26 protein-coding genes are annotated in these 26397 nt (G+C 55.7%); 23 read left to right on the forward strand and 3 right to left on the reverse strand.

Annotation, left to right across the window (positions count from 1 at the left end; genetic code table 11):
- Positions 1 to 5: 5 nt before the first annotated feature.
- From ACWI0H_RS08435 to murB, 4 genes are read left to right on the forward strand one after another with little or no spacing between them, the layout of a single operon-like run.
- Positions 6 to 239, forward strand: coding sequence for a Trm112 family protein (locus tag ACWI0H_RS08435; RefSeq protein WP_485875886.1), 234 nt, complete (start codon positions 6 to 8; stop codon positions 237 to 239).
- Complete coding sequence (kdsB, locus tag ACWI0H_RS08440; RefSeq protein ID WP_008956814.1) at positions 239 to 1015, forward strand: 3-deoxy-manno-octulosonate cytidylyltransferase; 777 nt, start codon at positions 239 to 241, stop codon at positions 1013 to 1015. Before ACWI0H_RS08435 ends, kdsB begins: the two co-directional genes overlap by 1 nt.
- A gap of 18 nt (positions 1016 to 1033) precedes the next feature.
- Positions 1034 to 1498 (forward strand): low molecular weight protein-tyrosine-phosphatase, encoded by a 465-nt coding sequence (locus ACWI0H_RS08445; protein ID WP_485875887.1) that lies wholly within the window; start codon positions 1034 to 1036, stop codon positions 1496 to 1498.
- A 1-nt stretch (position 1499) separates the two neighbouring features.
- Positions 1500 to 2528, forward strand: coding sequence for a UDP-N-acetylmuramate dehydrogenase (gene murB / locus ACWI0H_RS08450; protein WP_485875888.1), 1029 nt, complete (start codon positions 1500 to 1502; stop codon positions 2526 to 2528).
- Between the two features lie 103 nt (positions 2529 to 2631).
- On the opposite strand, the gene rne is transcribed toward murB, so the two are convergent.
- Positions 2632 to 5883 carry a ribonuclease E gene (gene rne / locus ACWI0H_RS08455; protein WP_485875889.1) on the reverse strand — a complete coding sequence of 1084 codons (3252 nt, stop codon included), beginning with the start codon at positions 5881 to 5883 and terminating at the stop codon, positions 2632 to 2634.
- Between the two features lie 731 nt (positions 5884 to 6614).
- Here rne and ACWI0H_RS08460 point away from each other — a divergent pair.
- The 3 genes from ACWI0H_RS08460 to sppA are packed head-to-tail and all read left to right on the forward strand — an operon-like array spanning position 6615 to position 9388.
- The gene (locus ACWI0H_RS08460; protein ID WP_336273032.1) at positions 6615 to 7556 is read left to right on the forward strand and encodes an RluA family pseudouridine synthase; all 942 of its coding nucleotides are present in this window, start codon (positions 6615 to 6617) and stop codon (positions 7554 to 7556) included.
- Positions 7557 to 7591: 35 nt separating this feature from the next.
- A complete protein-coding gene (locus tag ACWI0H_RS08465) occupies positions 7592 to 8245 on the forward strand; it encodes an HAD family hydrolase (RefSeq protein WP_176303125.1) in 654 nt (217 codons plus the stop codon).
- Between the two features lie 24 nt (positions 8246 to 8269).
- Entirely contained in the window at positions 8270 to 9388 is a 1119-nt protein-coding gene (gene sppA / locus ACWI0H_RS08470; protein ID WP_485875890.1) for a signal peptide peptidase SppA, read from the forward strand.
- A gap of 42 nt (positions 9389 to 9430) precedes the next feature.
- Here the strand turns inward: sppA and ACWI0H_RS08475 are convergent, their stop codons facing one another.
- Positions 9431 to 10048, reverse strand: a complete 618-nt coding sequence (locus ACWI0H_RS08475) for a Maf family protein (protein ID WP_485876184.1) — start codon at positions 10046 to 10048, stop codon at positions 9431 to 9433.
- 231 nt (positions 10049 to 10279) lie between these two features.
- Between ACWI0H_RS08475 and ACWI0H_RS08480 the strand changes: the two genes are divergently transcribed.
- From ACWI0H_RS08480 to ACWI0H_RS08550, 15 genes are all read left to right on the forward strand, one after another.
- Complete coding sequence (locus ACWI0H_RS08480) at positions 10280 to 10810, forward strand: YceD family protein (RefSeq protein WP_485875891.1); 531 nt, start codon at positions 10280 to 10282, stop codon at positions 10808 to 10810.
- 36 nt (positions 10811 to 10846) lie between these two features.
- Complete coding sequence (gene rpmF / locus ACWI0H_RS08485; RefSeq protein WP_008956805.1) at positions 10847 to 11017, forward strand: 50S ribosomal protein L32; 171 nt, start codon at positions 10847 to 10849, stop codon at positions 11015 to 11017.
- Between the two features lie 43 nt (positions 11018 to 11060).
- Positions 11061 to 12113, forward strand: coding sequence for a phosphate acyltransferase PlsX (gene plsX / locus ACWI0H_RS08490; protein WP_008956804.1), 1053 nt, complete (start codon positions 11061 to 11063; stop codon positions 12111 to 12113).
- Positions 12114 to 12221: 108 nt separating this feature from the next.
- Positions 12222 to 13181 carry an ACP S-malonyltransferase gene (gene fabD / locus ACWI0H_RS08495; RefSeq protein ID WP_336272931.1) on the forward strand — a complete coding sequence of 320 codons (960 nt, stop codon included), beginning with the start codon at positions 12222 to 12224 and terminating at the stop codon, positions 13179 to 13181.
- Positions 13182 to 13239: 58 nt separating this feature from the next.
- Positions 13240 to 13983 carry a 3-oxoacyl-ACP reductase FabG gene (gene fabG, locus ACWI0H_RS08500; RefSeq protein WP_101146194.1) on the forward strand — a complete coding sequence of 248 codons (744 nt, stop codon included), beginning with the start codon at positions 13240 to 13242 and terminating at the stop codon, positions 13981 to 13983.
- A 124-nt stretch (positions 13984 to 14107) separates the two neighbouring features.
- On the forward strand, positions 14108 to 14341 hold the full coding sequence (gene acpP, locus ACWI0H_RS08505) for an acyl carrier protein (RefSeq protein WP_008956801.1): 234 nt from the start codon (positions 14108 to 14110) through the stop codon (positions 14339 to 14341).
- Between the two features lie 192 nt (positions 14342 to 14533).
- Positions 14534 to 15772 (forward strand): beta-ketoacyl-ACP synthase II, encoded by a 1239-nt coding sequence (gene fabF / locus ACWI0H_RS08510; RefSeq protein WP_008956800.1) that lies wholly within the window; start codon positions 14534 to 14536, stop codon positions 15770 to 15772.
- Between the two features lie 6 nt (positions 15773 to 15778).
- Positions 15779 to 16591, forward strand: a complete 813-nt coding sequence (gene pabC / locus ACWI0H_RS08515; RefSeq protein WP_485875892.1) for an aminodeoxychorismate lyase — start codon at positions 15779 to 15781, stop codon at positions 16589 to 16591.
- Positions 16592 to 16638: 47 nt separating this feature from the next.
- Complete coding sequence (gene mltG, locus ACWI0H_RS08520) at positions 16639 to 17646, forward strand: endolytic transglycosylase MltG (protein WP_485875893.1); 1008 nt, start codon at positions 16639 to 16641, stop codon at positions 17644 to 17646.
- Positions 17647 to 17704: 58 nt separating this feature from the next.
- Entirely contained in the window at positions 17705 to 18358 is a 654-nt protein-coding gene (gene tmk, locus ACWI0H_RS08525; protein WP_008956797.1) for a dTMP kinase, read from the forward strand.
- A complete protein-coding gene (locus ACWI0H_RS08530) occupies positions 18349 to 19335 on the forward strand; it encodes a DNA polymerase III subunit delta' (protein WP_336269286.1) in 987 nt (328 codons plus the stop codon). The genes tmk and ACWI0H_RS08530 overlap by 10 nt, the downstream gene beginning before the upstream one ends.
- Positions 19336 to 19379: 44 nt before the next feature.
- Complete coding sequence (locus ACWI0H_RS08535; RefSeq protein WP_008956795.1) at positions 19380 to 19715, forward strand: PilZ domain-containing protein; 336 nt, start codon at positions 19380 to 19382, stop codon at positions 19713 to 19715.
- 69 nt (positions 19716 to 19784) lie between these two features.
- Complete coding sequence (locus ACWI0H_RS08540) at positions 19785 to 20615, forward strand: TatD family hydrolase (protein WP_336269285.1); 831 nt, start codon at positions 19785 to 19787, stop codon at positions 20613 to 20615.
- A gap of 37 nt (positions 20616 to 20652) precedes the next feature.
- Positions 20653 to 21216, forward strand: a complete 564-nt coding sequence (locus ACWI0H_RS08545; RefSeq protein ID WP_485875894.1) for a DUF1285 domain-containing protein — start codon at positions 20653 to 20655, stop codon at positions 21214 to 21216.
- Positions 21213 to 23426 carry an ATP-dependent helicase gene (locus ACWI0H_RS08550; protein ID WP_485875895.1) on the forward strand — a complete coding sequence of 738 codons (2214 nt, stop codon included), beginning with the start codon at positions 21213 to 21215 and terminating at the stop codon, positions 23424 to 23426. Before ACWI0H_RS08545 ends, ACWI0H_RS08550 begins: the two co-directional genes overlap by 4 nt.
- A 73-nt stretch (positions 23427 to 23499) precedes the next feature.
- On the opposite strand, the gene ACWI0H_RS08555 is transcribed toward ACWI0H_RS08550, so the two are convergent.
- On the reverse strand, positions 23500 to 25164 hold the full coding sequence (locus tag ACWI0H_RS08555; RefSeq protein ID WP_485875896.1) for an electron transfer flavoprotein-ubiquinone oxidoreductase: 1665 nt from the start codon (positions 25162 to 25164) through the stop codon (positions 23500 to 23502).
- Positions 25165 to 25637: 473 nt separating this feature from the next.
- Between ACWI0H_RS08555 and ACWI0H_RS08560 the strand changes: the two genes are divergently transcribed.
- Positions 25638 to 26387 (forward strand): electron transfer flavoprotein subunit beta/FixA family protein, encoded by a 750-nt coding sequence (locus ACWI0H_RS08560; protein WP_035566169.1) that lies wholly within the window; start codon positions 25638 to 25640, stop codon positions 26385 to 26387.
- Positions 26388 to 26397 lie beyond the last annotated feature (10 nt).

Below are 26397 nucleotides of genomic sequence, written 5' to 3' on the forward strand. Positions count from 1 at the left end.
CGCGCATGGATAAGGAACTGCTGGCAATGCTGGTCTGCCCGTTGTGTAACGGCAAGCTGAAATATGACCGCGAAGCCCAAGAGCTGCGTTGCCACTACGATGGCTTGGCCTATCCCATTCAAGAGGGTATTCCCGTCATGCTGCCGGAAGAAGCCCGTGCCATGGATGCCGATGAGAAACTGCCTACTTCCCCTGGTCGCGCGCCAGGGAGCGCTTCAGGACAATCCGGAGGCGTTTAATGGCTTCTCCTGACGTTGCCGTGCCTGACTTTACGGTTGTCGTACCCGCCCGCTATGGCTCCACCCGTTTGCCCGGCAAGCCGCTGTTAGAAATTGCCGGAGAGCCGATGGTCGCCCACGTATGGCGTCGCGCATGCCAAAGCCATGCCAGCCGGGTTGTGGTGGCCACGGACGATAGCCGCATTCGCGATGCCATGTTGCCCTATGGTGCTGAGGTGATCATGACGCGCGACGATCATCCGTCGGGCACTGACCGCTTAGCCGAAGTGGCTGATATCTTAGCGCTAGCGGATGACGCTCTGCTGGTTAATGTGCAGGGCGATGAGCCTTTGATTCCGCCTGCCTTGATTGATCAAGTGGCTCTTCGCTTGGCCGATGACCCCGAGGCATCGATTGCCACGCTGGCAGAGCCTATCAACGATGTCGACACGCTGTTTAATCCCAATGTGGTCAAGGTGGTGCGCACACTGCAGGGTCGAGCGCTGTATTTCTCGCGTGCGCCCATTCCCTGGGATCGGGAGCATTTCAAACAGGCGCCCACGCTACTGGCGACCGATGCCTGGCTGCGCCATATCGGCCTCTATGCTTACCGCGCAGGTTTTCTAGCGGCTTACCGTGACTGGCCAGCCTCTAGCCTGGAGCAACTTGAGCAGCTTGAGCAACTGCGTGCGTTACAAAACGGCCACGCGATACAGGTAGCCTTAGCCTGTGAGGTAAATCCCGCGGGTATTGATACTGCCGAGGATTTAGCCCGTGTGCGTGCGCTGCTTGCCTAGCGCCTAAGGAGAGTTGTTGTGAAAGTGTTATTTGTGTGTCTAGGCAATATTTGCCGTTCGCCCACCGCAGAAGGTGTTTTTCGCCGAGCCCTTGAGCAAGCAGGGCTAGCCGACGACGTTGAAATAGACTCCTGTGGGGTCGGCAGTTGGCATGTGGGCAAAGCGCCGGACTCGCGCGCCCAGCAAGCGGCCTTATGCCGTGGTATCGATTTAAGTGGCCTGCGTGCCCGCCAGTTAAATGTGCAGGATTTTGCTGAATTTGATTACGTGCTGGGTATGGATCAGGACAATTTGCGCGCCATACGTGACCTGAAACCCGCCAATAGCCAAGCTCATGTCGGCCTGTTTTTAGATTTTGCCGGGACGCCTGGTACAGAGGTGCCTGATCCTTATTATGGCGGGGATGAGGGCTTTGAAAACGTTCTAAATATGATTGAAGCCGCATCAGACGGGCTCGTTCAACACCTCAAACGTGAGCGCTGAGGTGGCGGCTTTTAATCTGCAGACCAATATTGATTTAACCCTTGCCAATACGCTGCGGCTACCTTGTCACGCCGAGCACTATGCAGCGCCGGGCACGCTGTCAGCACTGCGCACTGCACTCGCTTATGCGCACGCTCAGGGCTGGCCCGTGACGTTGCTGGGCGGTGGCAGCAATGTACTGCTGCCTGAGCAGTTGCCGGGCCTGGTGCTACGCCCAGCCTTAAAGCAATGGTGGTTGAGACATCCGAAAGGCGCTCAACAAGGGGGTGTGTTTGCCCAAGTGGGCGCTGGGGTTAATTGGCACGCCTTAGTCATGGCGACTGCCGCACGGGGGTTGTGGGGAATCGAAAACTTGGCGCTAATTCCCGGTAGTTGCGGGGCGGCACCGGTGCAAAATATTGGCGCCTACGGCGTTGAGCTTGCTGACACGCTGCAAGCGGTGCAGGTCATGGAGCTCGCCACTGGACGCTGTTATTGGTTAAGTACTCAAGAGTGCGCGTTTGGTTACCGGGACAGCATCTTTAAAGGCGAGTTAGCCGATAGTGTTGTGATTACCCAGCTAATAGTGCGTTTATCACGCATGCCAGCGCCGCAACTGCATTATGGCGATCTTGCCGCGCGGTTATCTGCCACACCCTCGCCGCTTGAGGTTGCTGAAGCCGTTTGTGCTATTCGCCGCGAGAAGCTACCCGACCCTGAGGTGCTTGCCAACGCGGGAAGTTTCTTCAAAAATCCGCTAGTAAGTGATGAGCAGGCAGCACAGCTGTCGCGTCAGTATCCTGCGATGCCCCATTTTCTCCAGGCGGGAGGGCAAACAAAGTTAGCGGCAGGTTGGTTGATCGACCAGTGCGGTTTAAAAGGAATGCGCGACGGCGCCTTTGGCGTACACCAGCATCAAGCGCTGGTGCTGGTGCATTTTGGTGGCGGTGATCGCCTCGGCTTGATGAAAATCGCCAACTATATCGCCGCTCAAGTAAAAACACGCTTTGGCGTGCTGTTAGAACCCGAGCCACGTTTTATTAATCCTTAACGCCCTTTGCCAGCGAATCCTTCTGCCGTTTTTAAAAGGCGTCTCCTAAACTGCAAAATCCCCGCTTAAGCGGGGATTTTGCTGTTGCAACACGCGACCGATTTTACTCGGAGTGGGTGTCCTGTTGCGCCTGTTTACGCTTTTCTCGCGGATCGTTGTGAGCCCGTGTGCGACGGCGACGTGGCTTAGGCGTTTCTTCAGTGACTGCGTCTTCAGCGGGTGCTTCGCTAGCAATCGGCTGAGCAGGCTGAGGCTCTACTTCAGTCGTTTCTAGTTCGCCGCTACTCTGCTCGACGCTCTTTTCTTCCTCGCCTTGCTTTTCCTCAGCTTGCTTTTGCTCGCTGCTGGATGGCTCTTCAACTGAAGAGGCCGCGTCGTCACGCTCAGAAGTCCTCTCAGAAACGCTTGGCGTTACTGCTTCCTGGCGAGTTTCCTGGGCGTTAGTTGACGCTTCAGGCTGGCGCTGTTCGCTGCTTTGATCCGTGTTAGCGCTACTGAGAGGCTCAGCGGCAGCTTCTTCAATAGTGGCCGCCGGATCGACCGCGTTGGCCGCAGGCGGTTCGATAGCTTCAGGTGCTACCGATTCGCTAGCACTTGGCTGGCTATCAGCAGTTTGCTCAGTTTCAGCAGGCTCCGAGTTGGTGGCTTCGGTTGCTTCTGAGTTCACCTCAGGTGGCGCTGATGTAGTCTTACTCTCTTCAGAATGAGGTTCCGTCGTTTCAGAGGCAGCAGCAGGTGCGGGCTCTTCGCTGGTGACGGGTTCACTCGGCTTGGCAGCGGCTTCCTGCTCAGCGGTCTCAGAAGCAGGTTGAGCAGCTTCATCGGCAGAGGCGGCGACGTCAGCATTCGATGTCTCGGCAGCCGTTGCTTCTGAAGCCGGTTTTTCTGTAGCAGGTGTCTCTACTTCCGGTGCCGGAGCTTTCGCGTTTGACGTTTCGGTTGTCGGCGCAACAGGCGCTTCATCCGCTGGTTCAGCGGTTTCTGGCGCTTCATTTGCCACTTCTGCCTGCAGCTTTAACTGCTCGGCTTCTGCCTGTGGGTTGATCGCCTGGGTACGTGTACGGTTACGCGGGTTGTTACGCGTACGCTTCGGCTTGCCGTCATCCTGCTTGGCTTCTGGCTGTTTGGCAGTTTCATCGGGTTGGCTGTCTTGGCCAGCTTCGCGACGTGGCTCTTTCGGCGCTGCGCTTTTGCCGTTGTTGCTCTTTTTAGAGCTATCTTTGCCAGAACTATCTTTGCCGGAACTATCCGACTGGCTCTCTTTACGAGGCGCTTTGTTGGCCGACTCTTCGGTGGCATCGTCTTGCTGGGGATGGCGACGACGATTGCGAGTGCGGCTGGGGCCGCTGCGCTTGTCGCTGTTATCGTCACCGGCAGGACGCGGAGCAGTGGTGGGTTGCTCGCTTTTTTGCTCGGCTTTTTGTTCAGTTTTTGGCTCAGACCGGGTGCTGCTATCGCTGCGCGACTCGTTACGGCTAGTGTTGTCGCCGCGCTCATTGCGTGAGGGCTTCTGCCGCGACTCACTGCTGCGCTGATTGGTTTTACGCTCGCTTGGCTTGCGCGGTGCCGGGGTTTCAGTCTTGGGCTCTGGCGTAGCTTCAGTATTACTTTCGTCGCTGCCTAGCAACTTGGCGAAACCACGGATAAAGCGGCCAATGACGCTGGGTTGCTCGCTGGTCGCCGGTACTACTTTCGCCGCCGGGGCAGCAGCAGGCGCTTTCTCTTCGGTTTGTAGCGATGCCGGCGCAGGGGCGTTATGCGTAACGCTTTTCACTGCTGCTTCGGCGCGTTGAGCGGGCGGTACGAAGCTGGGTGTTGGCTCTTTGCCTACTTCGGTATCCGTGGAGAGCTCAAAGCTCGAAAGGCTTTGAGTGTCATCCTCGTCTAAATGATCATCGCGCAGGCGCTGAACGTCGTAGTGGGGCGTATCCATATCAGGATTGGGTAGCAGCACAACGCGAACATTTTGGCGGGACTCTAAATCGGCCAGCACACTGCGTTTTTCATTGAGCAGATACGTAGCGACGGGTACCGGCAGAATAGCGCGAATCTGCGCGCTGTTCTCTTTCATGGCCTCTTCTTCAATCAGGCGCATGATCGATAGCGACAGCGAACGCACATCGCGAATGGTGCCTTGGCCATTACAGCGCGGGCAAACCACGCCGCTGGTTTCACCCAGCGAAGGACGCAGGCGCTGACGGGACATTTCCATTAGGCCAAAGCGTGAGATGCGACCAATCTGCACGCGCGCGCGGTCTAGCTTAAGCGCATCGCGCATGCGGTTTTCAACTTCACGCTGGTTGCGCGCAGGCCCCATGTCGATAAAGTCGATGACGACTAACCCGCCGATGTCGCGCAGGCGTAGCTGGCGGGCGATCTCGTCGGCGGCTTCAGAGTTGGTCTGTAGGGCGGTTTCTTCGATATCGCTGCCGCGGGTGGCGCGGGCCGAGTTGATATCGATGGAGACCAGTGCCTCAGTGTGATCGATCACAATCGAGCCACCGGAAGGAAGCTTCACTTCGCGCTGGTAGGCCGTTTCGATTTGCGATTCGATCTGAAAGCGCGAGAACAGCGGTACTTCATCAGCATAAAGTTTAATCTTCTGCTGATACGAGGGCATGACCTGGCGAATAAAGCCCAGTGCTTCGGCGTGAATCTCGGGGCTGTCGATCAATACTTCGCCGATGTCCTGGCGCAAGTAGTCACGCATAGCGCGAATGATGACGTTGGATTCACGGTAGATTAGGAATGGGGCAGGGCGCTTGGCGGCTTCAGTGGTGATCGATTCCCACACCTGGACCAGATAATCCAAGTCCCACTGCAGTTCTTCCGGGTTACGGCCAATGCCCGCAGTGCGCACAATCAGGCCCATTTTGTCCGGCACGGTCAATTGACCCATGGCATCTTTGAGCTGACTACGCTCATCGCCTTCGATACGGCGAGAAATGCCACCCGCACGCGGGTTGTTGGGCATCAACACCAAAAAGCGGCCAGCCAGGCTGACAAAGGTGGTAAGCGCGGCGCCTTTATTGCCACGCTCTTCCTTGTCGACCTGAACGATGACTTCTTGGCCCTCTTTGAGTACTTCTTTAATGCTGGGACGTCCGGAAACGTCTTTTACAAAGTACTCTTTAGAGATCTCTTTGAGCGGCAAAAAGCCGTGGCGGTCAGCGCCGTAATCGACAAAGGCAGCTTCAAGTGAGGGCTCTACACGGGTGATTTTACCGCGATAGATATTGGCTTTTTTCTGTTCTCGAGCGCCGGATTCGATATCTAAATCGTACAGGCGTTGTCCATCAACTAAGGCGACGCGCAGCTCTTCGGGCTGTGTCGCATTAATAAGCATCCGTTTCATGTTGTCTCGCATAGCGTTGCGTACCGGCGAACTGCCTATGGGGTGACGTAGGCGAACCGCTGGGTGCTGCGTGCTTGTGCTCGGCGCATTGCAATGCTGACGCGTCAAGCCGGGAAGGCATCATAGCCAACCCGGCCAGTAGGGCGTTGAGTACGTGGCGGAGGCAGGACGTGTTCCGGTGGTTGTCACATCCATCCGGCCCTGCTGACACCGCCGACACCTGGCATTCATCGATTCACCAACGCCGGCCACCGGCACAGCGTTGAACTTGTCGCCCGGAGTCAGCCAGCGCCTTGTGACGAGAAAGGAGGGGGCTGCTCAGGGCGTGGCGTTGTTAAGTTACTGCCTGCCGTTAAGGGCTAGGCTTATGTTCATCTGCCGGCATAAAAAACGGGCGGCAGATTTACTGCATTTTTTAAGATCAGATATTGGTACTGGAAAAACGAGCAATGCGTACACTGACGTCGTCTTTCGTGTTCAGGCCTGCGTGTTAGTCGGGCAGGCGCATTAACCGAGCTCAGCGTTGACGTTTTCTGCTAACCAATTTAACGAATTAGCTATCTATCAGCTAGTCACTAGCGATAGACAAGAAAGCTTTCTGTGCTTGGCTGGTGAACGTTTTGGAATATAACAGTAAAGACAACGACCAGCAATTGACGCAATGCCCTTGGGTCTACGCTAGAATGCCGTTTTTAGCTGATGTCACCGAACTACAGCAGGAGCAAGCGGCAATGTCCGAAGGGCGTGAAGTACAGTGGGTGGATATTGCCCCAGAGCAGGCTGGGCAGCGAATTGATAATTTTCTCATGACGCGGCTCAAAGGAGCGCCACGGGCGCTTATCTATCGCATCGTGCGTAAAGGCGAAGTGCGCGTTAATAAAAAGCGCGTAAAGGTGGATTACCGTTTGCAAGCAGGCGATTTAGTTCGCGTTCCGCCGCTGCGCTTGGCGCCCCGTGAGGCGGTCAAGGAAGTGAGCGATAATTTACGCGACCTGTTAGTGGGCAGCGTTATCATGGAAGGCCCTGATTGGATGGTGCTCAACAAGCCTTCAGGCTTGGCGGTGCATGGTGGTAGCGGGGTTAAAATCGGTTTGATCGAGGCACTGCGCCAGGTGCGCGATGATTTGAGCTTCCTGGAGTTGGTTCACCGTTTAGATCGCGATACGTCTGGTTGCTTGTTGCTGGCCAAATCCCGCGATGCGTTGGTGACGCTTAATGAGTCACTGAAAAAACACGGCATGGATAAGCGCTATCTGGCCTTGGTGAGCGGGCGCTGGCCAGCGCGTAAAACCTACGAAAGCGCGCGTTTGGATCGCTTTGATGCGGGCAATGGCGAGCGTCGGGTAAGGGTTGATCCCAATGGTAAAGTGTCGCGTACTCATTTCTCGGTGGTCGAGACGTTCGAAAAAGCCACCTTGATTGAAGCCGAACCAGTGACAGGGCGCACCCACCAGATTCGTGTGCACGCTGCCCATGCAGGCCATGCACTGCTGGGCGACGATAAATACGCCACCCGTGAAAGCGGTTTTCTTACCAAGCAATTAGGGCTGGGGCGTTTGTTTCTGCATGCGCGTGCGCTTACCTTTCCCGAGCCCACCAATGGTCGACCGGTGACCGTCAAAGCGCCACTGCCAGAGGCGCTGGAAGAAGCGCTTAAGCGTGCTCGCCAATAAGCCGTTTACTAATCCGCCCTTGATATGGAGCTGCCATGCAGTACGAGCTGATTATATTTGATTGGGATGGCACCTTGATGGACTCGGTGCCGCGGATAGTGTCGTGCATGCAGGCGGCTGCGCTGGAAGCCGAGTGGGGAGAGCTCTCGGCGGCGGAGGTGGAAGATATTATTGGATTAGGGCTGCCTGAGGCCATTGCCCAGCTTTGCCCAGGTATTTTACCAGCTCAGGCCGAACGCCTACGTGAGCGTTATTCGCACCATTTTGTGACGGCGGATGCGACGCCGATGCTGTTTTTTGCCGGGGTTGAGGCGCAGATCGCCCGTTTGCGCGGTCGTGAACAGCAGCGGCTAGCGGTTGCGACCGGCAAAAGTCGCCGTGGCCTCGACCGCATTTTTGCTGAGACCGACAGCGGTGCCTGGTTTCACGCCAGCCGCACGGCGGATGAAACCCGCTCGAAGCCACATCCTCAAATGCTTTCGGAACTGTTGGCTGAGCTTGAAGTGCCCGTCGAGCGAGCGGTGATGGTCGGCGATACAGAGTACGACTTGGAAATGGCGCGAGCGATTGGTATGGATCGAATAGGCGTGACTTACGGGGTGCATACGCCAGAGCGTTTGGCACTGAGTCGCCCCAAGTGGATTGCCCATAGCATCGATGAGCTTTTTGATCGGTTGTACGGTGAGTAGCCAGCGTTTACATAAGGACATTTTATGAGCGACGACCCAATCCGCCCCGGTGGCACAAACGACGGACGTGACGGCCCGACCAATGATGATCGCAATGAGGTGAGGAAGGATCGTTGGACACAGGGATCAGAGGTGCCTTCTAGTAAGGGCGCTAAGCCGGTGTCGGGTGCGCCAGACGATGATGCCGAAACTCTGCGCGAACGCCAGCGGCTGGCGCAACTGGAGATGATGGATCACTGGATAGGCGGTGTGTTAACGGAACAGCGCCGCACTCGCCGCTGGAAGCTGTTTTTCCGTCTGATGATGCTCACTATTGTATTGTTGGTGCTGTTTACCACCCTTTATAGTCTGTTTTGGGATTCGCCTAGTGCCACCGCGCCCACACAGCGCCACTTAGGTATTGTTGAGGTCAATGGGGTAATTGCCAGCGATTCTCCTGCCAATGCGGAGCGTATTATCGAGGGGCTGAATAACGCCTGGGAGGCGCAAGACGCTGCGGCCGTGGTGCTGCACATTAATAGCCCAGGTGGTAGCCCGGTGCAGTCTCAGCGTATCTATGCAGAAATCATGCGCCTACGCGAACAAGGCGATAAGCCGATTATCGCAGTGATCGAAGATATCGGTGCCAGCGGCGCTTATTATATTGCCGCGGCGGCGGATGAGATTGTTGCGTCGCCCGTGAGCCTGGTGGGTTCTATTGGCGTTATTTACGCGGGCTTTGGTTTTGAAGAGGCAATAGCGCGTATTGGTGTGGAGCGCCGCGTGCTGACTGCTGGTGAAAATAAAGCCTTTCTTGACCCGTTTCAGCCGCTGGATGAAGAGGCGGAGCAGTTTTGGCAGGGAGTGCTCAGCCAAACTCACCGTCAGTTTATTGATGATGTGCGTGCGGGAAGAGGTGAAAGGCTTAGCGACAGCCCCGATATATTTTCAGGCCTGGTCTGGAGTGGTGAGCAGAGCGTTGATCTAGGCTTGGTTGACCAATTAGGCAGCCTTGAGCAAGTGGCGCGTGACCGAGTGGGAGGCACCCATTGGGTCGATTATACGCCGAGTCTTGATCCATTTGAGCGCCTGACGCGCCGCTTTACCCAGGTCGTCGCCGAGGTGTTGGGCGTCAGTGCGCCCGCTACCCCGCTGCGCTTCTAAGCGCTTAGTTGCCAAGCCCTTGGTTGTCAGCTCTATTGATAATCAGGAGGCGCCAAGCGGGTCTAAACCCGCTTGGCGCAGCATGTCGCAAAGCGCAATTAGTGGTAACCCAATCAATGCGTTAGGGTCGCGGCCTTCAAGCTTCTCAAACAGCGCTATGCCTAAGCCTTCCATTCGAAAGCTGCCAGCGCTGTCGAGTGGCTGTTCTTTGGCGACATAGTTTTCAATTTCCTGGGTGCTCAAGTGGCGGAAAACCACCTCGAATGGCTCGACGTGTACCTGATGACGCTGGTGGCGTGTATCCAGCAGCGCTAAACCGGTCAAAAAAGTGACACGCTGGCCGGAAAAGCGGCTTAGGTTAGCGCGTGCCTTGCCTTCGGTATGCGGTTTGCCAAGAATGTCGCCTTCAAATACTGCTACTTGGTCAGAGCCGATAATGCAGTGGTGGGGGAAATGGTGCGCAACGGCGTTAGCTTTGCTGAGCGCTAGTCGATGGACCAGAGCGTGGGGTGTTTCGCCACTATGGGGCGTTTCATCAATATCCGGCGAATAGCATTGGTAGGGGAGCTGCAGTCGATCCAGCAGCTCGCGTCGCCAACGCGAGCTGGAGGCCAGTACCAGCTCGGTCGTTGATACCTGACTGCTTGATGGCTCGGTCATTGCGGATGAAGTCACAAATAGCTCCTGGCTGGGTAGTGGCGCATGTCTAAGGGATGTGTGTGCAACGTGGCGCAAATGCAATTTCAAAGCAGTAGAGTGTAGCGAAAGCAGCTAAACCTGCCTATGTTGGCCGTTTATTGAGGCCGCGGTTGGTTATTTATTGAGGAAGGCATGAAGAAATATACCGACAGCTTTGACACCAGCAGGGGGAGTGCCTATCATTGCGCGCCTATGTTGACCTCACAACTCCCCAGTCGGGTTGAGCCTTATAAGCTCGCAGCCCGCCACGAACGAATCGAAGGCTTGGTAGCGCTGGATAAACTGCCACGTCTTGCCGAAGAAGCGGGTGTCCAAACCGGCGACTGTCATGTCGTGCTTGAGTTTGGCGTCAATGCTCAAGGTCGTCGTGAAATTCGTGGCCACTTGCAAGCGACGTTGGCGCTTGCCTGCCGACGCTGCCTGGTGCCGCTGCCTCAAGAGGTGAGCAGTGACTTTTTGCTTGGAATGGTCACTGACGAAGCCTTAGCGGCCGAGTTGCCTGCTAGTCATGAACCGGTGCTGGTGGAAAAGGAACAGCTGGATCTTTTGACGGTGGTTGAGGATGAATTGATTCTTAGCCTGCCTCAAGTGGTCTATCACGATGAAGCCGAATGTCATGTCTCGGCGGAGCAGCTGGTCAGCAAAACAGAAGGCGCGGCGGCAGAAACAACGCCAGCGACGAATCCATTCGCGGTGCTCAATGTCTTAAAAGGCAAAAAATAAGCACCCTTTAACTTAAATACCTTGGAGTAAACACCCATGGCAGTTCAACAGAACCGTAAAACTCGTTCCAAGCGCGGCATGCGTCGTAGCCACGATGCACTGACTGCTCCGACGCTGTCTCAAGACAAAGAAACCGGTACGACTCACCTGCGTCACCACATTTCTCCAGACGGTTTCTACCGTGGTCGTAAAGTGATTGAAGTATAAACCTCAATTGCGTTATTAAGCGGCTAAACGGACTCAGTGCGGTATGCGCCTAGCGATAGATGTGATGGGGGGTGACCAAGGCCCTCATGCGATTATCACAGGTGCTGCAAAGGCAGTGGTGGAACACCCAGACCTTGAGCTGATTCTGTTTGGCCCGCGTCAGCAGATTCTTGCTGAGCTTTCACGCTTGCCGCAGCCTCTGGCTGCGGCAACGTCACGTTTGGTGGCGCGTGAAGCACCAGACTGCATTATGCCATCGACAACCGCTGCCTGGGCGCTGCGCAGGGGGCAGGCGACCAGTATGGTGCGCATGCTGCGAAGTGTCGCTCAGGGCGAGGCGGTTGCCGGTGTAAGTGCGGGTAATACGGCAGCGCTTGTGGCATTAGCAAGGCGCGAGCTGGGGATGGTCGAGGGTATTTCTCGGCCAGCGATCAGTACCGCGATTCCAGCGCGCCAAGGGCGTCGCTGCTATTTGCTGGACTTAGGCGCCAATGTGGACTCTCCCGCTCATCGGCTGGTGGATTTTGCGCTAATGGGCGCGGCGATGGCGCAGTGTGTCGATGGCACGGCTATGCCACGTGTTGCGCTGCTCAATGTTGGTGCTGAGGCCACTAAAGGATGCGCCAGCGTTCGCGAAGCTGATCGTTTGCTGCGCGAGCATGCCAATAGTGGTGCTTTTGATTATCAAGGTTATGCCGAGGGTGGTGACCTGTTTAAAGGCCAGCTTGACGTAGTGGTATGCGATGGCTTTGTGGGTAACGCTGTGCTCAAGGCAAGCGAAGGGTTGACAAGTATGTTGGTTGAACGCGTACAGATGGCGTTTGAATCGCGCTTAAGTGGCCGTTTAGCAAGCCTACTGGCCAAGCCTGTGTTGAGGCGTTTAAAGCAGGAGTTAGATCCTGTGCGCTATAACGGGGCCAGTTTGTTGGGGTTGCGCGGTATCGTGGTGAAAAGTCACGGCAGTACCCATGCCGATGGTTTCTACTACGCTATCCAGCGTGCTCTTCAGGAAGTAGAACATAATTTACCTGCGCGGATCGCAGGCCGTTGGCAGGCGCCATTAAGTGAAGCAGTGGCACCTGCGAGCCATGATTAGATAATAAATAGTTTATTTTTTGCGAGTTTATAGGTGGCATCAGGATGTGCCAATAATCTCGCCTATCGCTCATATGAGCAAATGCCTACAAGTGCAAAGGTGAACGACATGTCTCAACCCCTTGCCCTCATTTTCCCCGGGCAAGGCTCTCAGCAGGTTGGAATGCTGCGAGAGCTGGCCGAGCGCTATAGTGTGGTGGGAACGACATTTGAGGAAGCGTCGGATGCTTTGGGCTACGACTTATGGAAAGTCGTCCAAGAGGGTCCTGAAGCATCGCTTAATGCAACCGCGTGCACCCAGCCCGCATTACTTTCTGCCAGCGTCGCTATTTGGCGCGTTTGGCAGGAGCTAGAAGGGCCTCGGCCTACTGTAATGGCGGGCCATAGCTTGGGCGAATACAGCGCGATGGTGTGCGCTGGCGTCATGAGCTTTGCCGAAGGCGTTAACTTAGTGCGTCTGCGCGGTGAGGCCATGCAGGAAGCCGTTCCCGCGGGTGAAGGTGGTATGGCAGCCATCCTTGGTTTGGCAGACGAGGCGGTTGAAGCCGCCTGTGAAAAAGCCGCCCAGGGCGACGTGGTGTCTGCTGTTAACTACAACTCCCCTGGGCAGGTCGTAGTGGCAGGCTCAAAGGCGGCCGTGGAGCGGGCTATCGTTGCCTGCCAAGAAGCGGGGGCCAAGCGCGCTATGTCATTGCCCGTTTCCGTTCCTTCGCATTGTGCGTTAATGCGCCCGGCCGCCGAGCGTCTAGCGGAGGCTATGCAGGCGATTAAATTGCGAGCGCCACGCTATACCGTGATTCAAAATGTTGACGCCAAGGCGCATGCGGATACCGCGACACTGCGTACACGCCTCATCGAACAGCTTTATCAGCCAGTGCGCTGGAGCGCCTGTGTTGAGGCAATGGCCAGTCAAGGTGTTGAAGTATTTATTGAGTGCGGGCCTGGAAAGGTGTTGACCGGCCTCAATAAGCGTATCGTGAAGGGTAGCAAGGGGTTGGCAGTAAATGATCCTGACAGCCTGAATGCTGCGCTTGAGCTGGCGCGTGAAACGTTGGCTGATAAAGCGTGACCAAGGGTTGTGTTATTCCGCTATCCTTGCTTGATTACACGGTTAGAGGCAGAACGTTATGACCCAAGAAAGTAGAGTTGCCCTGGTAACAGGGGCCAGTCGCGGTATTGGCCAGGCCATTGCTCGTGAGCTAGGTCGTCAAGGCCGTATCGTCATTGGCACAGCGACGAGCGAGTCCGGTGCTGAGAAAATTGATGCTGATTTAAAAGAGAATGGCATTGAAGGCGCAGGTCTGTGTCTTAACGTGACCGACCAGGCCAGCATTGACAGCGTATTGAAAACCATCACTGAGCGCTTTGGTGCGCCGACCATTTTGGTTAACAATGCCGGTATCACGCGAGACAATTTGCTGATGCGTATGAAGGAAGATGAGTGGGACTCCGTGATGGATACCAACTTAAAATCTGTCTATCGTGTTAGTAAGGCGTGTTTGCGGGGTATGACCAAGGCGCGTTTTGGGCGTATTGTGTCGATCAGCTCTGTAGTGGCAACCATGGGCAACCTGGGCCAAACTAACTATGCTGCAGCAAAAGCGGGTATGGAAGGTTTTAGCCGTGCTTTAGCGCGTGAGGTGTCTTCTCGCGCCATTACGGTTAACGCGGTGGCGCCGGGCTTTATTGCCACCGATATGACCGAGGCGCTGCCTGAGGCCCAGCATGAAATGTTACTTAAGCAAATTCCGTTGGCTCGTTTAGGAGCACCGGAAGAGATCGCCGCAGCGGTTGGCTTTCTGACCAGTGATGCAGCCGGTTACATCACCGGTGAGACGCTTCACGTGAATGGCGGCATGAATATGCGTTGATGGCCTTGGGGATGGCGGTTGCGTCGACCCAAGGGCGTCTATAAACTACCCCGCAGCTTTTGGCTTGCGGTTTCCAAATAGCTGGTTATCAAAAACGGCTAATGTGAACGACTGGAGTACGTTAATGAGTACTATTGAAGAGCGCGTTAAGAAAGTGGTAGCAGAGCGCCTGAACGTTAAAGAAGAAGACATCCAAAACAGCTCTTCTTTTACAGAAGACTTGGGTGCTGATTCGCTCGACACCGTTGAGCTGGTCATGGCTTTGGAAGAGGAATTCGATACTGAAATTCCTGATGAAGAAGCTGAGAAAATCACCACGGTTCAAGAAGCCATCGATTACGTGAACGCCCACCAGTAAGGGCTGCGTCGATGCATCGAACCAGGGTGGGGTGCTAGTCACCCGCCTTAAGAGCCGTCCTTTCGCAGGGCGGCTTTTTTGCTTTGCTGCCACAATGCTTATAACGTTCAATCTCCGTTATACTGTTGACCAAATTTAAGCAGCGAATGACCCAAGTGGGTCGCGTCACCATGGATGCCTGGAGGAAAGCTAATGGCACGGAAAAGGGTAGTGGTAACTGGGTTAGGCCTGGTGACCCCAGTGGGCAATAGCGTAGATGAATCGTGGGCCAACATTGTTGCTGGTAAAAGCGGTATTACGCCTATTGAGCATTTTGACACCAGTGGCTTTAACACGCGTTTTGGTGGGTCGATCAAGAACTTTGATATTAGTCCGTACCTGAATCCTAAAGATGCTCGCAAGATGGATCTCTTTATTCAGTACGGTATGGCGGCGGGCGCTCAAGCGGTTGAAGATTCCGGTATCGAGTGCACTGAAGAGAATGCGGATCGTATCGGTGTGGCTATCGGTTCAGGCATTGGCGGTCTACCCATGATTGAACATAACCACAACGCGCTCAACAAGGGTGGGGCCCGTAAGGTGTCGCCGTTCTTTGTGCCGGGTTCCATCATTAATATGATTTCGGGCAATATGGCGATTCAGCACGGCTTTAGAGGGCCGAATATCGCGATTACCACTGCCTGTACCACCGGTACCCATAATATTGGCTACAGCGCGCGCACGATCGCCTATGGCGACGCAGACGTCATGGTCTGTGGTGGTGCCGAGATGGCGACAACCCCGCTAGGTCTGGGCGGCTTTTCAGCTGCACGCGCGCTCTCAACGCGTAATGATGACCCTCAGGCGGCCAGCCGCCCGTGGGATACTGATCGCGATGGCTTTGTGTTATCGGACGGTGCGGGTGTGTTGGTGCTAGAAGAGTATGAGCATGCCAAAGCGCGCGGCGCTCACATCTATGCCGAGCTGGTCGGTTTTGGCATGAGTGATGATGCTTACCACATGACATCGCCACCGGAAGACGGCCGTGGTGCAGCGCTCTCTATGCGCAATGCCATCAAAGATGCCCAGGTTGACGTTTCTGAAGTGCACTATATCAATGCCCATGGCACTTCAACCGCGGCAGGTGACCTGGCAGAAAGTCGAGCCATTGAGAACGTACTGGGTGATGCAGCCAATAATGTGGCCGTGAGCTCTACCAAGTCGATGATCGGCCACCTGTTGGGTGCCGCTGGTGCGGTAGAGGCAGTGTTCAGCATTCTGGCAATTCGTGACCAGATCGCACCGCCGACCATCAACCTGGATAACCCGCAGCCGGGTTGCAATCTGGATTATGTGCCGCACACCGCGCGGAACATGCGGATTGATATGGCGCTTTCCAACTCCTTTGGCTTTGGTGGTACTAACGGTTCGCTGTTATTCAAGAAGGTGTAATTGACGATGTTGCCGCCCGCGTTATCTGACGAACAAACTGTGCCGTTTGATGATCGCGGGCTAGCGTATGGCGATGGTCTCTTTGAAACGGTACTGTTGCGTGCAGGTGCACCGGTGCTGTGGCGCTATCACACAGACCGCCTAGCGAAGGGGTGTCGGCGCCTAAATATACCGTTACCTTGCCAAGCAGCACTAGATGCCACGTGGCAGGGTGATTGCACCGCTGAGCTGGAAGTACTCAAGCTTATCCTGACGCGTGGCAGTGGCGGGCGGGGTTATGCGCAGCCGGATGAAGTAACACCGCGTTTGCTTAGTCGCCGTACGCCATTTCAGCCCTCGATTCAGCGCTGGCAGCAGGGTGTCACAGTCAGGCTTTGTGATTTGCACCTTAGCCGCCAGCCGCGGTTGGCCGGTATTAAGCATCTTAATCGGCTGGAGAACGTACTGGCCCGCCAGGAGTGGAGCGATGCCGCGATCGCCGAAGGTCTGCTCGCTGATAGCGAAGGCCGGGTCATAGAAGCCACCAGTATGAATGTTTTTTGGCTGCAGGCGGGGCAGGTGTTCACGCCTTTTGTTGACCAATGCGGCGTAGCAGGAACACTGCGCGCTGGTTTAATTGATCAAGGTGTCGTTGCCCAGGGGGGGGTGTCGCTGGATCGCCTTGCAGAGGTCGAGCGGCTATGGGTAGCAAACTCTGTTCAGGGAGTGTGGCCCGTGTCGACGCTGCTAGCAGCGGATGGCTCGTTGCTGCAGCGCTGGGCTGTGAGTGAGTCTGATCCCTTCCAACGCTTGGCCCATCAGTTGTTAGGCTTTGCCTAAACGCCAGCCTTCTTATCAATATCGCCCCGCAATTATTTTGAGGTGTCATGGTGAAACGGTTATTAACCGCTTTGTTAGTCGTAGTCATAATTGGGGCTGCCGGTGCAGTAGGTGGTTATTTTTATTGGCAGAGCCGCTTAGAGGCACCGCTAGCGCTTGATGAGCCAACGCTTTACCAAGTGCCTTCTGGTGCGGGGTTTCATCAGGTGGTGGCGGAGTTGGAATCCCAGGGCATACTGGAAGATGCTTGGGCGTTTCGCTTATTAGCGCGGGTGGAGCCTGAGCGCGTGCCGCGGCTGCGTACTGGGGAATATCAGCTTTTGCCGGATATGAGCGGGCTGGAAATGATGGCACTGCTAGGCAGTAATAACGTTGTCACCTATCCGCTGACGATTCCTGAGGGGTGGACCTTTCGTCAAATGCGCGACTTGCTCAATGCCGCGCCAAAACTTGACCATCGCACGGCTGATTTGAGCGACGAAGAGGTGATGACGCTACTTGATCGTGAAGGCACCTTTCCTGAGGGATGGTTCTTTCCCGATACCTATCGTTACCACCTGGGAATGAGCGACGTCGATATTCTAAGCCAGTCGCTTGAGCGTATGGAACGAATTCTGGGCGGTGTCTGGGAAGAGCGTGCCGACGACCTGACTATTGAGTCGCCCTATGAGGCGCTTATTATGGCTTCTTTGATTGAGCGCGAAACGGCTGCGCCAGAGGAGCGGCGCGAGATTGCCGGGGTGTTTAAGCGCCGTATGGAGCAGGGCATGCGCTTACAAACCGACCCGACGATTATTTATGGCATGGGCGAGCGCTATGAAGGCCGCATCACCCGCGCTGATCTTCGTGAAGCGACGCCTTATAACACTTATGTGATTGATGGCATACCGCCCACGCCGATCGCTTTGCCGGGGCGTGCGTCATTGGAAGCGGCGGTAAACCCGTTGCCCGGCGAAACGCTCTATTTTGTTTCCCGGGGCGATGGCACGCATCACTTCTCGCGTACATTGCGGGAGCATAATAATGCCGTTAACCGCTATATTCGCAATCGATAATCGCCATGACCTATCTTCAAAGTCATCACCATATTGATCACCACAGTAAGGGAGCATGATGAGTAAGCGGGGACGCTTCATTACGCTGGAAGGCGGCGAAGGTGTGGGAAAGTCTACCAATGTGGGCTTTGTCGCTGAGTGGTTGGAAGCCCAGGGGCTGGAAGTGGTGCGTACACGTGAGCCGGGGGGGACTGAGCGTGGCGAAGCTATTCGAGCCCTGCTGCTTGACCCCGCCCCCCAAGAGCCGCTGCATGTGGATGCCGAGCTGCTGCTTATGTTTGCTGCTAGGGCGCAGCATTTAGCGGAGAAAATTCTGCCTGCCCTGGCAAGAGGCGCATGGGTAGTGTGCGATCGCTTTACTGACGCTACCTTTGCCTATCAGGGCGGCGGCCGAGGCATTGCCAAGGAGCGTATCGCCGTGCTGGAAAATTTTGTTCAGCAGGGACTTTCGCCCGATTTAACACTTTTGCTCGATATGCCTAAAGAGGCGGCAAAGCAGCGTTTAGAAGTACGCCTGCGCGATCGTCACGAGCAGCTTGACCGTTTTGAGCAAGAGCAGGCCGATTTTTTCCAAGCTGTACGCGACGCCTATTTGGCACGAGCAGAAGAAGCCCCCGAACGTTTTGCAGTGATTGAAGCTCAACACTCCCTTGAAGAAGTACAGGCGCAGATTCGTAGGACCCTTTCGGCGCGAGTAACAGCATGGCGTTAACCGGTGTTATGCCGTGGCACCTTGCCACCTGGCATCAATTAACCCGTCTGGCCGATGGAGGGCGGATGCCCCATGCGCTGCTCATTCATGGCGCCCATGGGGTAGGTAAGCAGCAGTTGGCGGAGGCGTTAATCGCCCGGACACTTTGCGCCACTCCTGCCGACCAGGCCTGCGGCCATTGCCATAGCTGCGCGATGTTGGCATCGGGGTACCATCCTGATTTGCTGCGGGTCTCGCCGGAAGAGGGCAAGCGCCAGATTCGTATTGACCCTATTCGCGAGGTTAACCGTTTTGTTTCGCAAACGGCTCAGCAGGGGGGATACCGGGTCATTGTCATTTCACCGGCTGAGGCAATGAACGTTGCCGCTGCTAATGCGCTGCTCAAAAGCCTTGAGGAACCCGGCGATAAGACGCTGTTTATTCTGCTCTCTGACGTGCCTTCACGGATGCTGCCGACGATCCGCTCGCGCTGTCAGCAGTGGTCCCTGCCCAGTGTTGCCTTTGAGGCATGTCGCGGTTGGCTGATCGAGAAACTTAACAGTGCCGACGAAGCCTACTTCTGGTGGCAGGTAGCGGGTGGCCTGCCGCTGCTGGCGGTGGAGCTGGCCGCGCCCGAAGAGCGTGCTTTGCGCCACCAAATTCACGACAGTTTTGAGCAGTTGGTGCGCGGCGCAGAGCCTGTCTCAGAGGCCGCGCGACTGGATCGCCAGGCGATTGATGCCATCTTGTGGTACGGTATCGCCTGGCTGGAAGACCTGATTCGTCTCGGTTTATCCGGTGAAGCGGCAGTGCTGCACAATCCTGATCTTGAGCCGCTTTATCGTCAGGCGGTCAAAAATGGCCGGGTGCAGGATTGGTTTCGCCTGCTGGATTATGCCCGTGAACAGCGGCGTCTGTTGGCGGTGGGAGCTAACCCAAATCCCCAGTTGGTGCTTGAGGCGTGGTTGGTTCGCTGGGCGGCTCTGCTGCGCTCCTAGCGGAATGTGTTCTCCCTATTTCACAGTAATCTAGCGAGGTTGTTATGGCAGCCCAAAAAGCGCTCTCTCTTAACATTCCCGATGTGCCGACACTGCTCTCCGCTTATATGCCATTTCTGGACCGTGGGGGGATTTTTGTGCCCACTCAGACTCCCTATGCACTGGGTCAGCAGGTATTTTTACTGCTGACGCTGCCGGGTGAAAGCGAACGTCTTTCAATCACCGGCCACGTGGTATGGGTCTCGCCCGAGGGTGTCAGCGGCCGCCGCATTCCTGGTATTGGTCTACATTTCAGCCAGCAAGATTATCCTGTGCGTGACCGCATTGAGACGCTGCTTGCCGGACAGTTGGATAAGGCAGCCCCGTCGTTCACGCTCTGATTAAACCGTCGTTGATACCTTTAAAGTAAGCACCATGGTGTTAACGCCCTATCCGTTGTCGAGACCTGCATGTTTGTTGATTCGCACTGTCACCTAGACCGTTTATCTGACCAGACTCACGGGGGCGACCTCGCTGCCACGCTGGAGGCTGCGCGCGCGGCCCACGTTAGCCAATTTCTTGCGGTCGCCGTTACCTTGGAGGAGTTGCCGCAACTCGCAGCCATTGCTCGTGCGCATCACGATGTGGCGATCTCTGCTGGTTTGCATCCTTTGCATCACAGTGAGAGCGAGCCCAGCGTTGAGGATATAAAAGAAGCTGCCGAGCAGTATGGTGCGGTAGCCATCGGCGAAACCGGGCTGGATTATCACTACCGCGACAGCGTGCCGGTAGACGTACAGCACGAGCGTTTCAAGCGTCATTTGATCGCTGCGCGTGAGTTAGAACTACCAGTGATTGTGCATACCCGTGAAGCAAAAGAAGAAACCCTGGCGTTGCTGCGTGAATATAGCGACCCTCGCGTGGGCGGTGTATTACACTGTTTTACTGAAGACTTGGCGATGGCCCGTGAAGCCGTAAGGCTGGGCTTTTACATTTCGTTATCGGGGATTATCACCTTTCGTAACGCTGCACCGCTGCGCGAGCTAGCCCGCCAGCTGCCGCTGGATCGCCTGCTAATCGAAACCGATAGCCCCTATCTTGCTCCTGTTCCTTATCGCGGCAAGCCCAACGAGCCGGCCTGGGTAGTGGAAGTGGCGGAGTGCATCGCTAACGAGCGGGGGATCAGTGTTGATGAGGTCGCCATGCAGACCACCGCCAACTTTTATCAGCTCTTTCGTGCCGCCGCGCCTGATGCTCCGCACCATGTCAAAGAGGCGTTAGAGCAGTCTGGGCTTCTATAGCCGTGTGAGTTGAATGCGCTTAAGCAAGGAGGGCGAGATGAATATCGATAGATTGCTGCTGCAGCGTGACGAAGTGGGAGGCACTATTCCTCCCCTTGACCAATGGCAGCCTCCGCTCTCTGGAGACATGAACCTGCGTATTCACGCCGATGGCAGTTGGTGGCACGAAGGACAGACCTTTGCCCGTCCCAAGGTGGCGCGTTTATTGGCCACGCTGCTACGTCTTGACGAAGATGGTTACTGCTTAGTCACGCCGGTAGAGCGTTGGCGGATAGAGGTGGAAGACCTACCGCTGGTCGCGGTAGAGGCCGACTTTCACGACGATGCCTGGTGGTTCACCACCCAGTTTGACGATGTCGTTCGCTTGGATGCCGAGCACCCGCTTTCCGTCACTTTAACGCCTCAAGGCGAGTCAGTTCCGCAACTGCCGGTACGTTTTGGGCTGGCCGCCAGGCTGCACCGTAATGTGTATTACCAGCTTGTTGACGCAGCAGAAGCCCGTGAAAACGACGATGGCACTACTGAGATTGGGTTAATGAGTGCTGGTCAGTGGTTTGCGCTCGGTCAGCTTGACGATGAAGCATCAGGCGAGGCGCCGTGAAGTTAACCGCTGAACAGCAGGCCGTTGTGAATCATACCGCCGGTCATGCGCGGGTGGCGGCCGTCGCAGGCGCAGGTAAAACCACTACCATGGCCGCTCGGGTGCTACACCTGTTGGCCCGTGGTGTGCCGCAAAAGCGCATTCTGGTGTTGATGTTTAACCGTTCCGCCAAGGATGATTTTCAGCGCCGTTTAGCGTCAATGGCGCCTGCCGGGCAGGCGCTGCCGGATGTGCGCACGTTTCACTCGCTGGGCCACCGCTTAACCCAAAGCCTATGTCGCTGGGGGGCGCTTGCGCCTCGTCAGCTATTATCCGCCGATTGGCAATTAGAGAGGCTGCTTCGTCAAGCGAGCCTTAATGTGCTGCGCGACGCAGTTGAGCGCCGTGATGCTGCGCTAGAAGGAGATCGGCTTGAAACCTTGGCCCACTTCTGCGGCTTGGTTAAAGCAGAGATGATTACCCCTGAATCGCTCTATGAACGACTCAATGTTGACCCGGATACCGACTATTTTCCGGCCGCTTTTGCCGAGGCGGAGCGGCTACTAGAGTCGGAAGGGGTGATGACCTACGCTGATTTACTTTATCGCCCTTTGCAGGCATTAGAGGAGGATAGCGCCCTGCGTGGTCGCGTCGAGGGGTTTCTGGATCATGTCATTATTGACGAGTATCAAGATATTAATGCCGCTCAGCAGCGCCTTTTATCCGTGCTGGTGGGCAGCCGTGCCGAGGTAATGGCGGTCGGCGATGCTAACCAATGCATCTATGAGTGGCGTGGCGCCAAACCTGATACGATGCTGCAAAATTTTACCGCCACCTTTGGCGAGGCCACCGACTACCCGCTATCTACCACGTTCCGTCATGGCCATGCCTTGGCGCTTACCGCTAATCATGCCATTGCCGCCAATCAGCGCCGCCCCAATCAGCTGTGTCTGGCCGCGCCCAATAATCCTGAGACGCGCGTCTCGGTCGGGCAGGGCAGTCGGCTGTTACTGGATGCCTTGATGGATTGGCAGGCCCAAGGGCGTGCGTTTAACGAGGCCAGTTTGCTGGTGCGTAGTTGGGCGCTTTCAGTACCTTTCCAGCTGGCGCTTTTGCAGGCGGGAATCCCGTTTCGGCTTCAGCGCGAGGATCGTTTTGTCTTTCGTCTGCCGTTGGTACAGGCACTCGCTGGGTACTTGAAGCTGTCGCGTCGTCCCGATCTGCTGCGCGATCCGCAGCAACTATTACTGCTGCTTTCCCAGCCAACTCCCTTCGTTGCCCGTGAGCGGCTTCAGCGTTTGGCACACCAACTGGCGACTACTCAGCAGTGGCCTGAGCGACATGACCCCATGTTAACGGCGTTAAAGCCGATCCAGCGGCGCACCCTGAAAAAGCGCTGGCTGCTGCTTTGTGAGCTACCACAGCTGAGTGCATGGCCACCCGCTAAGTTGCTACGCCACGTGGTGGATAGTATTGATGCAGAAAAAACGCTTAAGCGTGCGGCAGCGCGGCGGGATAAAGGCGAAGAGGATGTGCGCTTACTCGACGTATTGATCGAACAAGCGCAAAGCGTGCAAGACCCAGACGCTTTTATCGAGTTACTTGAGCGCCCGGTAGAAAACCAAGCGGGCGGCGTGCTGATTAGTACTGTACACGGGGCAAAAGGGCTTGAGTGGCCACTAGTGGCCGTTGCGGGTGTGAATGAGGAAGATTTCCCCCACTATAGCCGCGATAACCCACTCAGCGACGAACGCCTTGAAGAGGAGCGGCGGCTGTTCTACGTGGCCATCACTCGCGCCCAAGAGCAATTGCTAGTTCTTCATGACGGGGGTGTGCACCGGCCTAGTCGATTTATTGCCGAAAGTGCTTGGCAAGACAGTATGCGTGTAGCCTCCTGCTTGGCGAGTGCCAGCGCACCTGCCGCTTCGCTCCAGGTGGCGTCGGTCAGTCTGGTTGAGCGCTATCTGGCGCGGCTTGGTCGTGACGATATCGTCCTGGCAGCACCCCAGGTCGAAGAGGCCAAGGCCGGCTACTCGGGAGATATCCATTTTTACCCTGGGCAACGGCTTCATCATGCGGTGTTTGGCGAGGGGGAAGTTGCAGCGGTAGAAGGAAGTGCCAGCGACCCGGTCATTGATGTGCGCTTTGATCAGGCAGGAAGAAGGCGGCTCATTGCTCGCCGTGCGCCAATTCAAGTGTTGGAAAGCCAGCAAAGCGCGACACTTTCATAGCCTAAGAAAGAAACGTCACGGCCCGTTATCGCTTGCCGTGACGTTCATACCGTCGCTGCTGGTGTTGATTCAATTACATATTGGGGTAGTTAGGCCCGCCGCCGCCCTCGGGCGCCACCCAGGTAATATTCTGAGCTGGGTCTTTAATATCACAGGTTTTGCAGTGTACGCAGTTCTGGAAGTTAATCTGAAAACGCGGCTTTCCTTCGCTATCTTCAACCACTTCGTACACACCGGCTGGGCAGTAGCGCTGTGCCGGTTCTGCATATTTAGGCAGGTTCTCACGGATCGGTAGCTCCGGATCCTCCAGGCGTAAATGGCACGGCTGGTTTTCTTCATGATTGGTATTCGACAGAAACACTGATGACGGTTTGTCGAAGGAAAGCTTTCCATCCGGCTTGGGATAGTTAATCTTTTCAAACTCGTCCGCAGGCTTCAAGGCGCCGTGATCGGTAGTGGTGTCATGCACGTTGGGTAACTTGTTGCCCAGCAGCTGGTGGGCAAAGTTATACGCGCCGCCACCGATGGTGCCATATTTATGGATAGCCGGGCCGAAGCTGGCGCTCTCTTTAAGCTCTTGATACGCCCAGCTGGCTTCCCACTTCTGAGTAAAACTCGTCAGTTCCTGAGCGCCCTCATCACCGCCTTTAATTGCCTCAAACACGCTCTCGGCAGCCACTAAGCCCGACTTCATGGCGGTGTGTAAGCCCTTAATTTTGGAAAAGTTGAGCGTGCCCGCATCACAGCCGACCAGCAGGCCTCCGGGGAAAGTCATTTTTGGCAGACAGTTAAAGCCACCTTTGGTAATGGCCCGGGCGCCGTAAGCAACGCGTTTGCCTTCCTTAAGGTATTGGCTAATAGCCGGATGATGTTTCATACGCTGAAATTCATCAAACGGTGAAAGCCATGGGTTTTGGTAGCCAAGATCCATAATCAGGCCTACCACCACCTGCTGATTTTCCGCATGGTACAAAAACCACCCGCCGTGGGTGTTGTTATCTAAAGGCCAGCCTGAGCCGTGAACTACTAGGCCAGGTTCATGTTGCTCGGCAGGTACATCCCACAGCTCTTTGAGGCCAATACCGTAGTGCTGGGGGTCGCGACCCGCATCCAGCGAGAAGTCTTTAATTAAGCGCTTCCCAATATGGCCGCGCGAGCCCTCAGCAAATAGTGTGTATTTGGCGCGCAGTTCCATACCCGGCATGTAGCCATCTTTGGGTGTACCATCAGCGGCGACGCCCATATCACCAATCAGAATGCCGCGCACAGCATTATCTTCAATGATAACGTCCTGGGCGGCAAAGCCTGGAAAGATTTCAACGCCGAGCGCTTCTGCCTGCTCGGCCAGCCAGCGGCAGAGGTTACCGGCACTGATCACGTAACGTTGCTGATCGCCACCGGTGTTATGCATACTTTTCGGCACAAGTGCGTTAGGCACTTTTTGCGCTTTCTCGGCGTCCTTAAGCAAAACAACGTCATCGCGAATGGCGGGCGTATTGAGCGGCGCGCCGCGTTCTTTCCAGTCTGGAAAGAGTTCAGTCAGTGCGCGGGGCTCAAAAACCGCTCCTGACAAAATATGAGCGCCAACTTCTGAGCCTTTCTCAACCACACAGACCGTTAATTCTTGCTCCGCCTCGTTAGCTTGCTGCATGAGTCGGCAGGCGGCGGAAAGCCCGGATGGGCCAGCGCCGACAATGACGACATCAAAGTCCATTACATCGCGTTCAACAGTTTCCACCCGGCTTCTCCTTATTCTCTTTAAAGCGCCAATATCTGTAAAAGCTAGTGAAGGCCTACTTATGGGTACTAGCTTATAAACAGATGGCCTTAATTTAAAACGGTCGTTTGCTTCTGGTTATGCCCCATGATAGGCATAATACCTGTGTCAGGTCACGCCTACGATGGTGCAAACAGCATTTCTTGGTTGTATGTGTTGCTAGCGATAGTTCAGTGCTAAGACCAAGGCATTAGCTAGCAAGTATTGTCACTAACTGGCAGGCTATGGCAAATTGATAGGGTTTTTCAATCATGTACCTATCAAACGCTTGAATGAATTTGACGGCACTGCCATTTTTGGCAGTGCTCGGGCAAGATGTTTTGCTAATAACGTATGCAGTAACTCTATTACTAGTCGCTATTTAATAAGGGGTGCTCGCGAAGCGGGTGCCATCCCAGGTTAACGGCTTTTATTACAAGCCAAGCGAGGAACCTATGAAAGTACTCGTCGCGGTGAAACGCGTCATCGACTACAACGTCAAAATCCGCGTGAAAGCGGACCACTCCGATGTGGACTTGACCAACGTCAAAATGGCCATGAACCCTTTCTGCGAAATTGCCGTGGAAGAAGCCGTGCGCCTGAAAGAGAAGGGCGTGGCGACCGAAGTCGTCGCCGTCACGGTAGGGCCCAAAGCCGCCCAAGAGCAGCTGCGCACCGCGCTGGCGCTGGGCGCAGACCGTGCCATTCATATTGAAACCGACGAGCGTGTCGAATCACTCGCGGTCGCCAAACTGCTAGCCAAAGTGGTGGACGAAGAGCAGCCCGGCCTGGTGATCCTCGGCAAGCAAGCCATCGACACCGATAACAACCAGACCGGCCAGATGCTCGCCGCGCTGACGGGCCTGCCGCAAGGCACTTTCGCCTCGGAAGTCGCGGTGGACGGGGACAAGGTTAACGTCACCCGTGAAATCGACGGCGGCCTGCAAACCATCGCTCTCACGCTCCCGGCGATTGTCACCACCGACCTGCGCCTGAACGAGCCGCGCTACGCCAAGCTGCCGGACATCATGAAGGCCAAGAAAAAGCCGCTGGATGTAAAAACTCCTGCCGACTACGGCGTGGAAGTGGCCTCTAAGGTGAGCCTGCTCAAGGTGGAATCCCCTGCCGAGCGCAAAGGCGGTGTCAAAGTGGCCTCGGTCGACGAGCTGATCGACAAACTGAAAAACGAAGCCAAAGTTCTTTAAGGTCGGTTCT

This window comes from Halomonas sp. NYA30 (genome assembly GCF_976980765.1).

Coding starts and splice junctions, on each gene's coding strand:
- ACWI0H_RS08435 (WP_485875886.1), top strand. CDS start 6: ATGGATAAGGAACTGCTGGCAATGCTGGTCTGCCCGTTGTGTAACGGC.
- kdsB (WP_008956814.1), top strand. CDS start 239: ATGGCTTCTCCTGACGTTGCCGTGCCTGACTTTACGGTTGTCGTACCC.
- rne (WP_485875889.1), bottom strand. CDS start 5,883: ATGAAACGGATGCTTATTAATGCGACACAGCCCGAAGAGCTGCGCGTC.
- ACWI0H_RS08460 (WP_336273032.1), top strand. CDS start 6,615: ATGTCCGAAGGGCGTGAAGTACAGTGGGTGGATATTGCCCCAGAGCAG.
- ACWI0H_RS08465 (WP_176303125.1), top strand. CDS start 7,592: ATGCAGTACGAGCTGATTATATTTGATTGGGATGGCACCTTGATGGAC.
- sppA (WP_485875890.1), top strand. CDS start 8,270: ATGAGCGACGACCCAATCCGCCCCGGTGGCACAAACGACGGACGTGAC.
- ACWI0H_RS08475 (WP_485876184.1), bottom strand. CDS start 10,048: ATGACCGAGCCATCAAGCAGTCAGGTATCAACGACCGAGCTGGTACTG.
- ACWI0H_RS08480 (WP_485875891.1), top strand. CDS start 10,280: ATGTTGACCTCACAACTCCCCAGTCGGGTTGAGCCTTATAAGCTCGCA.
- rpmF (WP_008956805.1), top strand. CDS start 10,847: ATGGCAGTTCAACAGAACCGTAAAACTCGTTCCAAGCGCGGCATGCGT.
- plsX (WP_008956804.1), top strand. CDS start 11,061: ATGCGCCTAGCGATAGATGTGATGGGGGGTGACCAAGGCCCTCATGCG.
- fabD (WP_336272931.1), top strand. CDS start 12,222: ATGTCTCAACCCCTTGCCCTCATTTTCCCCGGGCAAGGCTCTCAGCAG.
- fabG (WP_101146194.1), top strand. CDS start 13,240: ATGACCCAAGAAAGTAGAGTTGCCCTGGTAACAGGGGCCAGTCGCGGT.
- acpP (WP_008956801.1), top strand. CDS start 14,108: ATGAGTACTATTGAAGAGCGCGTTAAGAAAGTGGTAGCAGAGCGCCTG.
- fabF (WP_008956800.1), top strand. CDS start 14,534: ATGGCACGGAAAAGGGTAGTGGTAACTGGGTTAGGCCTGGTGACCCCA.
- pabC (WP_485875892.1), top strand. CDS start 15,779: ATGTTGCCGCCCGCGTTATCTGACGAACAAACTGTGCCGTTTGATGAT.
- mltG (WP_485875893.1), top strand. CDS start 16,639: ATGGTGAAACGGTTATTAACCGCTTTGTTAGTCGTAGTCATAATTGGG.
- tmk (WP_008956797.1), top strand. CDS start 17,705: ATGAGTAAGCGGGGACGCTTCATTACGCTGGAAGGCGGCGAAGGTGTG.
- ACWI0H_RS08530 (WP_336269286.1), top strand. CDS start 18,349: ATGGCGTTAACCGGTGTTATGCCGTGGCACCTTGCCACCTGGCATCAA.
- ACWI0H_RS08535 (WP_008956795.1), top strand. CDS start 19,380: ATGGCAGCCCAAAAAGCGCTCTCTCTTAACATTCCCGATGTGCCGACA.
- ACWI0H_RS08540 (WP_336269285.1), top strand. CDS start 19,785: ATGTTTGTTGATTCGCACTGTCACCTAGACCGTTTATCTGACCAGACT.
- ACWI0H_RS08545 (WP_485875894.1), top strand. CDS start 20,653: ATGAATATCGATAGATTGCTGCTGCAGCGTGACGAAGTGGGAGGCACT.
- ACWI0H_RS08560 (WP_035566169.1), top strand. CDS start 25,638: ATGAAAGTACTCGTCGCGGTGAAACGCGTCATCGACTACAACGTCAAA.